At 73.7% G+C, this 15,016-nt stretch carries 15 protein-coding genes; 13 read left to right on the forward strand and 2 right to left on the reverse strand.

The annotated features are described in order from the left end of the window. The 3 genes from IF61_RS0112290 to IF61_RS0112300 all read left to right on the forward strand — a co-directional run. Window positions 1-997 (forward strand): acyl-CoA carboxylase subunit beta (locus IF61_RS0112290; RefSeq protein WP_030366364.1); only part of this gene is annotated, 997 nt, incomplete at its 5' end. A 14-nt stretch (window positions 998-1,011) separates the two neighbouring features. Further along, on the forward strand, window positions 1,012-1,230 hold the full coding sequence (locus IF61_RS0112295; RefSeq protein ID WP_030366365.1) for an acyl-CoA carboxylase epsilon subunit: 219 nt from the start codon (window positions 1,012-1,014) through the stop codon (window positions 1,228-1,230). Between the two features lie 7 nt (window positions 1,231-1,237). Next, a complete protein-coding gene (locus tag IF61_RS0112300) occupies window positions 1,238-1,729 on the forward strand; it encodes a nuclear transport factor 2 family protein (RefSeq protein WP_030366366.1) in 492 nt (163 codons plus the stop codon). A gap of 55 nt (window positions 1,730-1,784) precedes the next feature. On the opposite strand, the gene IF61_RS0112305 is transcribed toward IF61_RS0112300, so the two are convergent. Then, window positions 1,785-2,669 carry an SCO6745 family protein gene (locus tag IF61_RS0112305; RefSeq protein WP_030366367.1) on the reverse strand — a complete coding sequence of 295 codons (885 nt, stop codon included), beginning with the start codon at window positions 2,667-2,669 and terminating at the stop codon, window positions 1,785-1,787. Window positions 2,670-2,868: 199 nt separating this feature from the next. Here IF61_RS0112305 and IF61_RS0112310 point away from each other — a divergent pair, with 199 nt between their 5' ends. The 10 genes from IF61_RS0112310 to IF61_RS0112360 all read left to right on the forward strand — a co-directional run bounded on the left by IF61_RS0112310 (window position 2,869) and on the right by IF61_RS0112360 (window position 14,143). Then, complete coding sequence (locus IF61_RS0112310; RefSeq protein ID WP_211264876.1) at window positions 2,869-4,131, forward strand: MFS transporter; 1,263 nt, start codon at window positions 2,869-2,871, stop codon at window positions 4,129-4,131. A 58-nt stretch (window positions 4,132-4,189) separates the two neighbouring features. After that, window positions 4,190-4,819, forward strand: a complete 630-nt coding sequence (locus tag IF61_RS0112315) for a DsbA family oxidoreductase (RefSeq protein WP_030366369.1) — start codon at window positions 4,190-4,192, stop codon at window positions 4,817-4,819. A 50-nt stretch (window positions 4,820-4,869) separates the two neighbouring features. Then, a complete protein-coding gene (locus tag IF61_RS0112320; RefSeq protein ID WP_030366370.1) occupies window positions 4,870-5,454 on the forward strand; it encodes an NADPH-dependent FMN reductase in 585 nt (194 codons plus the stop codon). Between the two features lie 172 nt (window positions 5,455-5,626). Continuing rightward, window positions 5,627-5,755: a hypothetical protein gene (locus tag IF61_RS37450; RefSeq protein ID WP_281178035.1), complete on the forward strand. Its 129-nt coding sequence runs from the start codon at window positions 5,627-5,629 to the stop codon at window positions 5,753-5,755. 118 nt (window positions 5,756-5,873) lie between these two features. Beyond that, window positions 5,874-6,821 (forward strand): alpha/beta hydrolase, encoded by a 948-nt coding sequence (locus IF61_RS0112335; protein ID WP_030366371.1) that lies wholly within the window; start codon window positions 5,874-5,876, stop codon window positions 6,819-6,821. Window positions 6,822-6,834: 13 nt separating this feature from the next. Beyond that, window positions 6,835-7,458 carry a carbonic anhydrase gene (locus IF61_RS0112340; RefSeq protein ID WP_030366372.1) on the forward strand — a complete coding sequence of 208 codons (624 nt, stop codon included), beginning with the start codon at window positions 6,835-6,837 and terminating at the stop codon, window positions 7,456-7,458. A 144-nt stretch (window positions 7,459-7,602) separates the two neighbouring features. After that, window positions 7,603-8,610 (forward strand): 5-deoxy-glucuronate isomerase, encoded by a 1,008-nt coding sequence (gene iolB, locus IF61_RS0112345; protein WP_078660163.1) that lies wholly within the window; start codon window positions 7,603-7,605, stop codon window positions 8,608-8,610. Further along, window positions 8,607-10,484 (forward strand): 3D-(3,5/4)-trihydroxycyclohexane-1,2-dione acylhydrolase (decyclizing), encoded by a 1,878-nt coding sequence (gene iolD / locus IF61_RS0112350; RefSeq protein ID WP_030366374.1) that lies wholly within the window; start codon window positions 8,607-8,609, stop codon window positions 10,482-10,484. Before iolB ends, iolD begins: the two co-directional genes overlap by 4 nt. Before the next feature lie 19 nt (window positions 10,485-10,503). Next, complete coding sequence (locus IF61_RS0112355; protein WP_030366375.1) at window positions 10,504-11,997, forward strand: CoA-acylating methylmalonate-semialdehyde dehydrogenase; 1,494 nt, start codon at window positions 10,504-10,506, stop codon at window positions 11,995-11,997. A 49-nt stretch (window positions 11,998-12,046) separates the two neighbouring features. Continuing rightward, complete coding sequence (locus IF61_RS0112360; protein ID WP_030366376.1) at window positions 12,047-14,143, forward strand: FUSC family protein; 2,097 nt, start codon at window positions 12,047-12,049, stop codon at window positions 14,141-14,143. Between the two features lie 182 nt (window positions 14,144-14,325). On the opposite strand, the gene IF61_RS0112365 is transcribed toward IF61_RS0112360, so the two are convergent. Beyond that, window positions 14,326-14,925 carry a TetR/AcrR family transcriptional regulator gene (locus tag IF61_RS0112365; RefSeq protein ID WP_030366377.1) on the reverse strand — a complete coding sequence of 200 codons (600 nt, stop codon included), beginning with the start codon at window positions 14,923-14,925 and terminating at the stop codon, window positions 14,326-14,328. Between the last annotated feature and the right edge of the window lie 91 nt (window positions 14,926-15,016).

Consider the following 15,016-nt stretch of genomic DNA (forward strand, 5'->3'; position numbering starts at 1 on the left):
GGTCCGCGAGACCTCGCAGATGTTCATCACCGGCCCCGACGTCGTCCGCGCCGTCACCGGCGAGGAGATCACCCAGAACGGCCTCGGCGGCGCCGACGTCCACTCCGCCACCTCGGGCGTCTCCCACTTCGCCTACGACGATGAAGAGACGTGCCTGGAGGAGGTGCGCTACCTGCTCTCCCTGCTGCCGTCCAACAACCGCGAACTGCCCCCCTCCGCCCCCTCCGCGGACCCCGCCGACCGGAGCACCGACTCCCTCCTCGACCTCGTCCCCGACGACCCCGGCCGCAGCTACGACATCCGGGCCGTCATCGAGGAGATCGTCGACGACGGCGAGTACTTCGAGGTGCACCCGGCCTGGGCCACCAACATCGTCTGCGCCCTGAGCCGCATCGACGGCGGCGTCGTCGGCATCGTCGCCAACCAGCCCGCCTCCTACGCCGGCGTCCTGGACATCGAGTCCAGTGAAAAGGCCGCCCGCTTCGTGCAGTTCTGCGACGCCTTCAACCTCCCGCTCGTCACCCTCGTCGACGTCCCCGGCTTCCTCCCCGGCGTCGACCAGGAGCACAACGGCATCATCCGCCGCGGCGCCAAGCTCCTCTACGCGTACTGCAACGCCACCGTCCCGCGGATCTCCCTGGTCCTGCGCAAGGCCTACGGCGGCGCCTACATCGTCATGGACTCCCGCTCCATCGGCGCCGACCTCGCCCTGGCCTGGCCCAGCAACGAGATCGCCGTCATGGGCGCGGAGGGCGCGGCCAACGTCATCTTCCGCCGCGAGATCAACGCCGCCGACGACCCCGAGGCCGTGCGCCAGCAGAAGATCAAGGAGTACAAGGCGGAGCTCATGCACCCCTACTACGCCGCCGAACGCGGCCTGGTGGACGACGTGATCGACCCCCGCGAGACCCGCCGGATCCTCGCCCGCTCCCTGGCCATGCTCCGCGAGAAGCACGCCGACCTGCCCTCGCGCAAGCACGGCAACCCGCCCCAGTGACGAAAGGAGCCCCGGTGACCACCGAGCTCTTCCTGCGCGTCGAGAAGGGCGAGGCGGGCCCCGAGGAACTGGCCGCCCTGACGGCCGTCCTCCTCGCCCGCACCGCCGCCGGCGCCGACCCCGGCGACCTGGCCCGCCACCACCGCGCCGCCGCCCGGTGGGCCCGCCCCGAACGCACCCCGCGCACGCCCGGGCCGCGCAGCTGGCGCGGCGCACCGCCTTCCGGAAGATGAGAGAGAGATGACACTGCAGCAGGACGAACTCGCCGCACTGAGCGACCGCGTTCGCGAACTCGGCGACCGCGCGGCGGTCAACGAGCTCCTCGACCGCTACATCGTCCTCCTGGACAACCAGGACGAGAACGGCTTCGACGGCTCCTGGCCGTCGGCCGTCTTCACCGACGACGTCAGGATGATCTTCCCCGTCGGCGCGTGCGAGGGCCTGTCCGACGTCGCGCGGCTGCACTTCGTGGCCAAGAACCGCTTCGACCGGTCCCTGCACGTGAGTTCCAACCACATCGTCACCCTGGACGGCGACCGGGCGGACGTGCGCCTGCACGTCCTCGCCACGCACGTGCACCACCCGGGCCCCGAGAACCGGCCGAACTTCGACATCGGCGGCTACTACGAGGGCGAGGCCGTGCGGACCGCGGCGGGCTGGCGGCTGCGCACCTGGGCCTTCCACCTGGTGTGGAGCACCGGGCCGGGCCCCGACGGGTGCCCCCTGGGCTGACCGCCGCGGCCGGGCCCCGGGAGCGGGTGCGGGCCCCGGCCGCGCGGTATTCGCGTCAATCCTTGGCGAAGGTCCCCAGCAGGGCCTCGGGGAACGCGCCGGAGGCCACGGCGACCGCGTTGAGCTCGCCGGCGAGCCTGGTCAGGCGCTCGACACCGGCCGCGCCGAGCCGCTCGTACGGAGCGCCGTCGAGCCGGTCGGTCTCCTCCTCGAGTCCTTCGCGCAGCCGCACGCCTTCGGCAGTGAGGGCACCGCCGGCGTCCAGGAACCCCCGCGCACGCAGGCTCTCCTCGGCCGCCGACCAGTCCTCCTCCGTCCAGCCGCGCTTGGACATCACGATCTCCTTGGGCATGCCCTCACTGCTCGCGCAGTGCGACACCAGCGCCTCGAGACCACCGATCCCGGCGTTCTGCAACGCGATGACGTGGGCGTCGCCCCGGTGTTCCCGCAGGACGGTGGCGGCGTGCCACAGCGCGAGGTGCGCGGGGCCGGGGACCGGCTGCGCCGCCTGGGCGGCCGACATCGGCCGGCCGGGCCACGTACAGCCTTCCACGGCCCGCAGGGCGAGTTCCGCGGCCTCCGCCAGCTCCCGGGAGGCGATGACCTCCGCCCCGAGCACCCGGCGCAGGGTGGCGTCGGCCGCCCGCAGGCGCAGTTCGAGCACGGTGGCGGAGGAGACCGACTCCCACACCGCCGGAATGTGACGGGAGATCACGCGGTGGTGGAAGCCGTAGAAGACGGCCGTGACCGTGGCCGCCGCGACGGAACCGAGGGGCGCGGCCCGTCCGGCGAGGTAGGCGCCCATCGGGTCGGTGACGCCGCGGGCGGCCAGTTCCGTCCCGAAATCCGGCGAGAAGTAGAAAGTCGAATGCAGTGAATTAAGCGGTGTTTGGCAGTGTCGCCCGGCAAGCCTCGGCAGTGACGTCGAAATTGTGGTCATGGTGGCCGAGATTAGGCCAGGGCCGGCAGTCCGGGACAGTGAAAACATTCAGAGAATCGTGAAATGTTCGTCCGGTCCTCGACATATTTTCTCCCGGCGGGATAACGGATGCGGAAGTTCCGAGAATATGGGGCCCGGAGTCCGCCGGAGCCGTACCACCCCAAGAACCGAGTTCGGACACACAACGTTAGGACCAGCCGTGGTGACCCCCAACAACGATGAATTCCAGGGAGAACAGCCGATACCGAGGCCCGCTTCCCGCCCGGTGCTGGCGACGCTGCTGGTGGCCAGCATGCTCACCACCATGGCGGGCGCCATCATCGCGCCCTCGCTGCCCGCCATGGAAAAGCACTTCTCCTCGGTCGACAACGCCGCCTTCCTGGTCCGTATGGTCCTCACCATTCCCGCGTTGATGATCGCCGTCGGCGCTCCGTTCGTCGGGACGCTCGTCGACCGGGTCGGCCGGAAGCCCGTACTGGCCTGCTCCGTCGGCCTCTTCGGCATCGCCGGCGGCTCGGGCCTGCTGCTGGACGACCTGTACGCCATCCTCGCCGGCCGGCTCCTGCTGGGCGTGGCGGTGGCGGGCATCATGACCGCGACCACCACCCTCGTCACCGACTACTACCCGGGCGAGTCCCGGTCCCGGATCCTGGGCCTGCAGGCGGGCTTCATGGGCTTCGGCGGCGTCGCGTTCCTCTCCCTGGGCGGCGTGCTCGCGGACCTGGACTGGCGCGGCCCCTTCGCCATCTACCTCGTCGCCCTGCCGCTGACCGTGCTCGTCCTGCGCTACATCACCGAACCGCCCGCCGTGGCCGCCCCGGCCGGTGCCGACGGCCGGCCCGCCGGCGCCCGTATGCCCTCGCTGGCCTTCGGCATCTACGCCCTGGTGCTGGCCTCGCAGGTGATGTTCTACACGATCCCCTCCCAGCTGCCGTTCTACCTGGAGGACATCGGCGGCATCGGAGCCAGCGGCGCCGGCCTGGCCATCGCGCTGATGAGCCTGGCCAACGCACTGGTCGGCCTCAACTTCGGCCGGATCAACAAGCGGTTCGGCGTCCGGCCGGTCGCGGTGGCCACCTTCACGCTGCTGGCCCTCGGCTTCGCCACCATCGGCGCCTCGTCGCACGTCGCGCTGGTCCTCGCCGGCCTGGTGCTGGTCGGCGCCGGCATCGGCATGCTGATCCCCAACCTCAACACCTGGCTGGCCTCCCGGACGCCCGCCGCCATCCGCGGCCGTGTCCTCAGCGGCGTCACCTCCTGCCTGTTCCTCGGGCAGTTCCTCTCGCCGGTCCTCAGCCAGCCCGTGTCCGGCTCCCTGGGCATCGACGGGATCTACCTCGCGGCGGCGGGCATCGGCATCGCCGTGGCCGTGGTCCTGCTGCTCAGCCGGGCCGGCCGGCAGGACAGCGCCGGCGCCGCGCCGCAAGCCCCCGCTCCGCAGGCCGCCGCCGGCCGCCGCTGACGTGCCGCAGACCCCACACCCGACCGGCTCCGCCCCGACACCCACGAGGAAGACGACCATGCCCGACGCCCCGCACGCACCACGACGCGTCGACATCGTGCTCGACATCATCTGCGCGCACTCCTACATCGGCTACACGCGGTTCTCCCGGGCCGTCCAGCGCTTCCGCGAGAGCGGCGGGCAGGCCGAGGTGCACTTCCACCCCTTCCAGCTCGACCCCGACGCCACGGACCGGGGCGAGCCGCTGCTGCAGGCCCTGGAGCGCAAGTTCGGCGCCGGCGTCTTCCAGGAGACCGCCCGCGTGGCCGCCCACGCCGCGCACGACGGGATCGTCCTCGACTACGAGAACGCCGTCCACACCGGCACCTTCGAGGCCCACCGCCACATCGCGCTGGCCGCCGGGCAGGGGCTGGCGGAGCAGATGACCGAGCGATTCTTCCGCGCCTACTTCACCGACGGGGTCAACATCGCGGACCCGGAGACGCTGGAGCGCCTCGCCCGCGAGACCGGCGTGCGCACCGGCGGCGACGTGCCGGACGGCGCCGGCGAGGTGCGGGCCGGCCTGGACCGCGTGCGGCGCAGCGGTGTCCGCTCCGTGCCGGTCTTCTCCTTCGCCGGCGGCCCGGTGCTCTCCGGCGCCCAGCCGGAGGAGTCCTACCTGTCGGCCCTCGCAGGGGCCGCGGGCTGACCGCCCGCCGCCCGTCCCACTCATCACTGTCCCTCAGACAAGGAGCACACGTGTCCACCTCCCCCCTGAAGCTCGCCGTCATCCTGGCCAGCGTCCGCGAGAACCGCTTCGGCCCGACCGTCGCGAACTGGTTCGTGAAGAAGGCCGAGGCCCACGGCGGCTTCGAGGTCGACCTCGTCGACCTGGCCGACCACGAGCTGCCGTACGTGCTCTCGCACCAGCCCTCCGCCGAGGTCACCGAGACCCTGTCGAAGGTGACGCCGCGGCTGGAGCGGGCCGACGCCTTCGCCGTGGTCACCCCGGAGTACAACCACAGCTTCCCGGCCTCGCTCAAGAGCCTGATCGACTGGCACTACACGCAGTGGCAGGCCAAGCCGGTCGGCCTCGTCTCCTACGGCGGCCTCTCCGGCGGCCTGCGCTCCGCCGAGCAGCTGCGCCCGGTCTTCGGTGAGCTGCACGCGGTCCCCGTCCGCGAGCAGATCAGCTTCCACACGGCCTGGGAGCAGTTCGACGAGAACGGCCAGCCGAAGGACGAGGCGGGCACGTCCATCGCCGCCAAGACCCAGCTGGACCAGCTCGTCTGGTGGGCCGAGGCCCTGCGCGAGGCCCGCGCCCGCAAGCCCTACGGCAAGTAGGCCACCGCCGCTCCGCGGCCCCGGCGAAAGGGGCCGCAGGACGGCAGCCCTCCGCCGTACCGACCGAACGGACTGAACCCCCGCAGACCGTTCGCCCGCCGGACGCGGCGGCCTCCCCCGGGCCGCCGCGTCCGGCGTTTTCGTCCCCTGACGCCACCCACCGGAAGCACTCATGGCCACCACCACGGCGAGGAGCACCCGCACCGGCCTGCTGCGCGCCCGCGCCCGCAGAGCCCTCTTCGACGCCCTCGGCGTTCTCGCCCCGGTCACCCCGCACCGCCCGAAGGAGAACTGCGCATGAACGCCCGCCGTACCGACGCCGCACCCGCACCGGAGGAGGCCCGTCCCCTCCCGTGGCTCGCGGGCGACGACGAGGACCCGGCCCACGAGCCCCACATCGTGCGCGGCCTGGACTGACCGTGAACCTCACCGACACCGCCCCCGGGGTCCGCGTCCGCGACATCGTCCTCGACGCCGACGGCATCCCGCTGTCCGGCCTGATCGCCCTGCCCGAGGCGCCCCCGCGCGCCACCGTCGTCGCCGTCCACGGCGGCGGCATGCGCGCCGGCTACTTCCACGGCCTCAGCCACTGCGGGCAGTCCCTGCTCAACCTCGCCGCGGGCCTGGGCTACGCCGTCCTGGCCGTGGACCGGCCCGGCTACGGCATGTCCGTGCCCAACTTCCCCAAGGGCGCCACGCTCTCCGAGCAGTCCCACGTCCTGCACGCCGCCCTCGGCTCGTACGCCCGCGAGCACGACACCGGCGCCGGCATCTTCCTCATGGCGCACTCCTACGGCGGCAAGCTCGCCCTGCACGCCGCCGCGGACCCGCGCGGCGCCGCCTTCCTCGGGCTGGACATCTCCGGCATCAGCCACCGCTACGCCGTCGACCCCGCCCGCCTCGACGACTTCCACGGCGTCAAGACCTGGCCCCTGCACTGGGGCCGCCTGGGCCTCTACCCGCCGGGCACCTTCAGCGCCGCCAAGCCCCTGGTCACCCCGATGCCCCCGCGCGAGGCCCAGGAGGCGCCCCGCTGGGCGCAGGCCTTCCCCGGCCTGGCCGCCCGCATCCGCGTCCCCGTCCGCTTCACCTTCGCCGAGCACGAGGGCTGGTGGCACCACGACGAGGAGACCATCGCCTCCATGCGGGCCCACCTGGCCTCGCCGCGGGTCGTCTTCGACCGGCAGCCGAACGCCGGGCACAACATCAGCCTGGGCTGGGCCGCCCGCACCTACCACCTGCGCGCCCTGGCCTTCGCCGAAGAGTGCCTCCTCGCCCGCGAACTGGCGCCCGCCGGCCGTCCTCCGGCCCGTACGACCGACCCCGGCGGCCTCCCCGGAGCCGCCCGCATCCCGTCCCCGCGATAGGCAGGTGCACACCGTGCAGCCCTTCATCGAGCACGCCCGCTCCCTGCGCCTGCGCATCGACCGCGACGGCCGCCGCGCCGAGTTCGGCGCCCTGGCCGCGGGCCAGTCGCCCATGGCCCTCTTCGTCACCTGCTCCGACTCCCGCGTCATCCCCTCCCTGATCACCGGCTCCCGCCCCGGCGACCTGTTCGAACTGCGCACCGCGGGCAATGCCGTCCCCGCCTACAGCCACGTGCGGCCCGGCGGCGACGCGGCCACCATCGAGTACGCCGTCGACGTGCTGGGCGTGCCCGACATCATCGTCTGCGGCCACTCCCACTGCGGGGCCGTCGGCGCCCGGACCCGCGGCGACGACCTCTCCGCGCTGCCCGCGGTCGACCACTGGCTCACCACCCAGCTGCCCGGCGACGCGGGCCACGAGCCCGCGGACGCCGCCCGGCGCAAGGCCGCCGATCCCGGGATGCACGCCGCCGGCCAGCGCAACGTCCGCGCCCAGCTCGAACGGCTGCACACCTACCCGTGCGTCCGCCGCCGCCTGGGCGAGGGCACGCTGCGGCTGCACGGCTGGTTCTACGGCGTGGACAGCGGCCTCGTCCTCTCCCTGGACGGCGAACTCGACGCCTTCATGCCGCTGTGAGGCACGGTTTCACGCCGCCGTGAGCCACGGGTTGATGCCGCCGCGAGGCACGGGCGACCCCCTGTCGGCGCGTTGCTTGATCCCTTACCCTCCGGGGAACGGACGCAGCCGATCCGGTCCTGCCCGACCTGCGAGGAGGCCACCATGAGCCGACCAGCGGAGCCCCGCTCCCGGGAGGGGTGCGAGGGGGGACACGAGCGGGGAGGTGTCTTCCCCGCCCGTCACCTCCCGGCCGGCACCGCCGCCGGCGCCCCGTACGACCTCGACATCCGGCCCGAGAACGCCGGCTGGGACCACTGCTCCCTCAAGGTCGTCACTCTTCCCCCCGGCGGCACCCACACCTTCCCCACCGGCCCCAGCGAGTGGGTCGTCCTGCCGCTCAGCGGGGGGTGCACGGTCGCCACCGGCGGCCTGTCCTTCGCCCTGCGCGGGCGCGACGGCGTCTTCGCCTCCACCACCGACTTCGCCTACGTCCCCCGCGACACCACCGCCACCCTCACCTCGGCGGCCGGGGGCCGCTTCGCCCTCGCCGGCGCCCGCTGCGATCGCGGCCTGCCCGCCCGCTACGTCCCCGCCTCCGCCGTCCCCGTCGAACTGCGCGGCACCGGCACCTGCTCCCGCCAGGTCAACAACTTCGCCGCCGCGGGCGTCTTCGACTGCGACAAGCTCATCGCCGTAGAGGTCCTCACCCCCGGCGGCAACTGGTCCTCCTACCCGCCCCACAAGCACGACGAGCACCACCCGGGCGAGGAGTCCGAGCTGGAGGAGATCTACTACTTCGAGATCGCGGACGGGCCCGCCGGCACCCCCGGCCTCGGCTACCAGCGCGTGACCCCCTCGCGCGACAAGGGGACCGACGTCCTCGCCGAGGTCCGCACGGGCGACGCCGTACTCATCCCCGACGGCTGGCACGGCCCCTCCATCGCCGCGCCCGGCCACGACATGTACTACCTCAACGTCATGGCCGGCCCGGGCGCGGAACGCGAGTGGCTCATCCGCGACCACCCCGACCACGCCTGGATCCGCGGCACCTGGCCCGGGCAGCCCGTCGACCCCCGGCTGCCGCTCTACGAGAGCCATGAGGGCCACGAGGGCTACGAGGGCCACCAGAGTCAAGAGGGCCACGAGAGCCACGAGGGAGGCGCCCGATGACCACCACCCGCCGTCTCACCACCGCCCAGGCCCTGATCGCCTTCCTCGCCCGCCAGTACACCGAGCGCGACGGCCGGCGGCAGCGCCTGATCGCCGCCTGCTGGGGCATCTTCGGCCACGGCAACGTCGCCGGCATCGGGCAGGCGCTGCTGGAGTCCGGCGACGCCATGCCGTACCACCAGGGGCGCAACGAACAGGCCATGGTCCACGCGGCCGTCGGCTGGGCCCGCCACCGCGACCGGCTCTCCGCCCACGCCGTCACCACCTCCATCGGCCCCGGCGCCACCAACCTCGTCACCGGCGCCGCCCTCGCCACGGTCAACCGCCTCCCCGTCCTGCTCCTCCCCGGCGACACCTTCGCCACGCGCCCCGCCGACCCCGTCCTGCAGCAGCTCGAACACCCCGGCGCGGGCGACGTGTCCGTCAACGACTGCCTGCGCCCGGTCTCCCGGTACTTCGACCGGATCACCCGGCCGGAGGCGCTCATCCCCGCCGCCCTGCAGGCCGTGCGCGTCCTCGCCGACCCCGTCGAGACCGGCGCCGTCACCCTCGCCCTCCCGCAGGACGTGCAGGCCGAGGCGTACGACTGGCCCGAGGAGTTCTTCGCCGAGCGCGTCTGGCACGTGCGCCGCCCCGCCCCCGACCCGGCCGAGCTGGCCGCGGCCGCGGCCGCCGTACGGGCCGCCCGCCGCCCCCTGCTGATCGCCGGCGGCGGCGTCCACCACAGCGAGGCGGAGGACGCGCTGCGCGCCCTCGCCGACGCGACCGGCATCCCCGTCGCCTCCACCCAGGCCGGCAAGGGCTCCCTGCACCACACCCACCCCGCGGACGTCGGCGGCATCGGCCACACCGGAACGGCCGTGGCGGACGACCTGGCCCGTACGGCCGACCTGGTCATCGGCGTGGGCACCCGCTACAGCGACTTCACCACCGCCTCGAACACCCTCTTCGCCGCCCCGGGAGTCCGCTTCCTCAACCTCAGCATCGCCCCCTCCGACGCCCACAAGCTCGCCGCCCTGCCGCTCGTCGCGGACGCCCGCACCGGCCTGGAGGCGCTGACACGGGCGCTGGCCGGCCACCGCGTCCCGGAGCCGTACGAGAAGGAGTACGCGGCGGGCAAGCAGGCGTGGGAGCGGGCCGTCACCCGGGCGCTCACCGCGCGGGACGAGACGGCGCGCCCCACCCAGGCCCAGATCCTCGGCGCCCTCGACTCCGTCGTCGACGAGACGGACGTCGTCATCAACGCGGCCGGCTCCCTCCCCGGCGACCTCCACAAGCTCTGGCGCGCCCGCTCCCGCCGCCAGTACCACCTCGAATACGGCTACTCCTGCATGGGCTACGAGATCCCGGCCGCGATCGGCGTCGCCATGGCCGAGCCCGGCCGCCCGGTGTGGGCCCTCGTCGGCGACGGCACGTACCTGATGATGCCGACCGAGCTGGTCACCGCCGTGCAGGAGGGCATCCCGATCAAGGTGGTGCTGATCCAGAACCACGGCTACGCCTCGATCGGCAGCCTGTCCGAGGCCGTCGGCGGCGAGCGCCACGGCACCGCCTACCGCTTCCGCGCCGCCGACGGCACGTACACCGGCGACCCGCTCCCCGTGGACCTGGCCGCCAACGCCGCCTCGCTCGGGATGCACGTGCTGCGCGCCCGAACGGCCGGTGAGCTGCGGGAGGCGCTCGCCGAGGCGCGCGCTTGCGACCGCCCCACATGTGTCTACGTGGAGACCGAAACAGCCGACACAGTGCCGGGCGCGCCCCCTGCCCAGGCGTGGTGGGATGTGCCTGTCGCCGGGGCCGCGACCCGCCCGGCGGCCCGCAGGGCCCGGGAGGAGTACGAGCGCCACGCCGCTGCCCGCCGCCGCTATCTTTGACCGTAGGAGAGGCCGACCGATGAAGACCGTCAACCACTGGATCGACGGCAAGGCCGTCGAGGGCGCCTCCGGCACGTACGGGCCGGTCACCGACCCCGCGACGGGCGCGCAAACGACGCGGGTCGCGTTCGCCTCGGCGGAGGAGGTGGACGCCGCCGTCGCGGCCGCCAAGGCCGCCTTCGCGACGTGGGGCACGTCCTCCCTCGCCACCCGCACCGCGATCCTCTTCCGCTACCGCGCGCTGCTGGACGCCCACCGCGCCGAGCTCGCCGAGCTGATCACGGCCGAGCACGGCAAGGTGCACTCCGACGCGCTCGGGGAGGTCGCCCGCGGCCTGGAGATCGTCGAGCTGGCGTGCGGCATCACCACGCAGCTCAAGGGCGAGCTGTCGACCCAGGTGTCCGGCGGCGTGGACGTCGCCGCGATCCGCCAGCCGCTCGGCGTCGTCGCGGGCATCACGCCCTTCAACTTCCCGGCGATGGTGCCGATGTGGATGTTCCCGCTGGCGATCGCCTGCGGCAACACCTTCGTGCTCAAGCCCAGCGAGAAGGACCCCTCGCCCGCGATCCTCCTCGCGCAGCTGGCCGCCGAGGCGGGGTTGCCCGAGGGCGTCCTCAACGTCGTCAACGGCGACAAGGCGGCCGTCGACCGGCTGCTGACCCACCCGGACGTCGCCGCCGTCTCCTTCGTCGGCTCCACGCCCATCGCCCGCCACATCCACCGCGTGGCCGGCGAGCACGGCAAGCGCGTCCAGGCCCTCGGCGGCGCCAAGAACCACATGCTGGTGCTGCCCGACGCCGACCTCGACGCGGCCGCCGACGCCGCCGTCTCCGCCGCGTACGGCTCGGCCGGCGAGCGCTGCATGGCCGTCTCCGCGGTCGTCGCGGTGGGCTCGGCCGGCGACGAGCTGGTGGCGAAGATCCGCGAGCGCGCCGAGAAGATCAAGATCGGGCCGGGTGACGACCCCTCGTCCGAGATGGGCCCGCTCATCACCGCGGCCCACCGCGACAAGGTCGCCTCCTACGTGCACGGCGCCGCCGCCCAGGGCGCCGAGGTCGTCCTCGACGGCACCGGCTTCACCGTCGAGGGCTACGAGAACGGGCACTGGATCGGGCTGTCCCTGCTCGACAAGGTGCCGGTCGACTCGGACGCCTACCGCGACGAGATCTTCGGCCCCGTGCTGTGCGTGCTGCGCGCGGAGTCCTACGAGGAGGGGCTGGCCCTCATCAACTCCTCGCCGTGGGGCAACGGCACGGCCGTCTTCACCCGGGACGGCGGCGCGGCCCGCCGCTTCCAGCTGGAGGTCGAGGCGGGCATGGTCGGCATCAACGTGCCCATCCCGGTGCCGGTCGGCTACCACTCCTTCGGTGGCTGGAAGGACTCCCTCTTCGGCGACCACCACATCTACGGCAACGACGGTGTCCACTTCTACACACGCGGCAAGGTCGTCACCACCCGGTGGCCCGACCCGGCCGACAGCGGCGTGGACCTGGGCTTCCCCAGCCACCGCTGAGCCCGCCCCGCTGCGCGGAACGCACCGGTCCGGAACGTAAGCTCAGGCCATGACCTGGTCCAGCGCGCTGCGGAAAGCCGCCCGCGACGGGCTGACGATCGAGCGCACCAAGCTGACGCCCGTGGTCGCCGCCCGTGGCGCGCTCGGCGTGGCGATCGTCGTCGGGGCCACCCTGTGGCTGGGGACCCCGGCGCTCGCCGTGTCGTCCGCGTTCGGCGCGTTCTCCGCGGGCCTGGTGACGTTCCAGCGCAGCTGGCGGCCCCGGCCGGTGCTGGCGCTCGCCGTGGCGACCGGCCTCGCCGTCAGCACGTTCCTCGGCTACGTGGCCGCCTTCGACCCCGTCGTCTTCGGCACCCTGCTGACCGTGTGGACGCTGCTCGCGGGCATGGCCTGGGCGGTCGGGCCGGTCTCCGGCCTGGTCGCCACCCAGACCATCGCCGTCATGCTCGTCACCGTCACCCTGCCGACGTCCGTCATGGGAGCGCTGCACCACGCCGGGCTGATCGCCGTCGGCGGGCTGGTGCAGGCGGTCCTCATCGTGCTGCTGCCCGTCCGCCCCTGGGGCGTCCAGCGGGACGCGCTCGCCGACGCGCTGGCCGCCGAGGCGGACTACGCGCGCAGGCTCCGGCACGACCCGCAGGCCCTCTTCGACCCGCAGCCGCTCATGGACGCCCGCGAGGCCGCCGAGCTGACGCCCCGCCAGGCCCGCAGCCGGCCCCGCCAGCTGGCCGGGCCGCGCGGCGTCGCCGAACGGCTGCGGCCCGTCCTCGCCGCGCTCGCCGACCCCGTCCTCGGCGCCCCCGCCGAGGGCCCCGAACGGGACCGCGTGCGGGACCTGCTGGGCGCGGCGGCGACTGTGCTGGACGCGGTCGCGCGGGCCATCCGGTGGGGCAAGCCCGTGAAACTCCCCGAAGAGGCCACCGCCGTCCTCACCGTGCCCGCCACCGGGCCGGTCCTCCACGGCGCCGCGCGGCGCTCCGCCCTGCGCCTGATGGCGCTCCTCGGCGACGCGGTCGACGCCACCGACGAACCCGTGCGCCGGACCACGGCGCGCGGCGGTTCCGAACACCGGCACCTGCTGCGGCCCTCCGTGCCGCGGCTCGTGCCCGTCGCGCTGCACGCCCTGCGGCGCGAGGCGCGCTGGTCCTCGCCGGTCGGGCGGCACGCGGTGCGGGTCTCCGCCGTGGTGCTCGCCGGCTACGCCGCCGGCACCGCCCTGCCCTGGGGGCACGCCTACTGGGCGCCCATGACCTCCGTCATGGTCATGCGGCCCGACTTCGGGCAGACCTACTCGCGGGGCGTCGCCCGGTTCGCCGGGACGGTCGTCGGCGTGGCCGTCGCCGGCGCGCTCATGGCCTTCACCCACCCCGGGCTGTGGGTGTGCGCGGGGCTCGCGGTGCTGTCCGTCGGGCTCATGTACCTGCTGATGCGCACGGGCTACAGCGTCACCTCCGCCTGCATCGCCGCCTACGTCGTCTTCCTGCTGGGCATCGCGGGGGAGGGCTGGTCCCAGACCATCGAGGCGCGCGTCGCCCTCACCCTGCTCGGCGGACTCCTCGCCATGGCCGCGTACGCGCTCTTCCCCACCTGGGAGACGCCCCGGCTGCGCGACCGGCTCGCCGACTGGCTCGCCGCCAATGGGGACTACGCGCTCGCCGTGCTCGGCGCGTTCGCCCGGCCGGAGGAGCGCAAGCAGCGACGCGTACGGGAGGCTCTCCTGGACGCGCGGGCCGCCCGGATGGCCTGGGAGGAGATGGCCGGCCGCGCCCTGACCGAGCCCGTGCGCCACCGCGGCCTCTCCCGCAGCTCCGAGCGGGCTGCGGAGGCGGCGCTGGCCACGCTGGGCCGCGCCACGATGCTGATGGAGGCTCACCTGCCGGACCGTGAGGCGGAGCCGTCGAAGGGCGCGGCCGCCTTTGCCGCGGCGCTGGAGGCCGCGTTGCCGGCGGCGGCCGAAGCGATCCGCGACCGCCGCGCCCTCGACTGGACGGCCCCGCACGAGGCGCTCGCCGCGTGGCGCGCGAACGAGGGCGAGGAGGGCGTGGCCGTCCGCGGCTCGGAACTCCTCCTGGACGCCCTGGACGAACTCGCCGCGTCCCTCTCCCCGGGCCCGGGCGGCCGCAACCGCGCTGCGCGCAGGCCGTAACGGTTCCGGGGCGCGGGACGCCGCCTCGCCCTGCCCGCGCCGGGCACCGTTCTTCCGCCGCGGCGGCGGAGGAGGGGCGGGCAGGGCCACCTGGCATTGCCCTGCCGGGCACTTTCTTCCGCCGCGACGGCGATCAGCCCCCGCGGCGGAGGCCGGCGGTGCCGAATTGACCTGGCCCCCCGTCACGCAGTGAACAGGCGATCCAAATGGCCGTCCAGCAAGGACACCGCCTCGTCCGGACCGCACGCTTCCAGCAGGAGGTACGTCGTCAGGCCGTCCGTCAGGGCGATCAGGAGCATCGCCTCCGCGTCCGCGTCGCGGGACGCGTCCACCTCGCCCCGCGCGATCCCCGCCCGCACCTGGTCCGCGAAGAAGGCCCGCAGCGCGGGAATGCCCTCCTTCGCGTGCCCGCGCAGCCGTTCGTCGTGCAGGGCCCGTACGAAGTAGGCGATCTGGACGAGGTTCCCGGTGCGGCTCGCGCTGTCCAGGGGGAGCATCTCCATGACCGTCTCCCGCAGGACGTCCCGCGGGGACGGCGGCCCGGTGAGCCCCAGGAGGCGCGCCCGGATGCGATCCTCCGCCAGTCCGCCCAAGTGCTTGAGGGCGAAGACGAGCATCTCGTCCTTGCTGGAGAAGTAGTGCTGCAGCTGCCCCAGCGAGATCCCCGCCTCCGCCGCGACGTCCCGCAGGCTCGCCCCGTCCAGCCCCCGCGCGCACGCGATGCGCCACAGGGCTTCCGCGATCGCCCGGCGCCGCTCTTCGTGGTCCACGCGCTTGGGCACAGTCCACCACCTCACCTTTCCAAGTCGCTCGTATTGCTATAGCTTATTCTCAATACAGCTGACTTGGAAAAGCGGGAGCGGGGAGCGACGC

Origin of the sequence: Streptomyces roseoverticillatus (genome assembly GCF_000719265.1) — a bacterium.
GTDB classification, from domain to species: domain Bacteria; phylum Actinomycetota; class Actinomycetes; order Streptomycetales; family Streptomycetaceae; genus Streptomyces; species Streptomyces roseoverticillatus.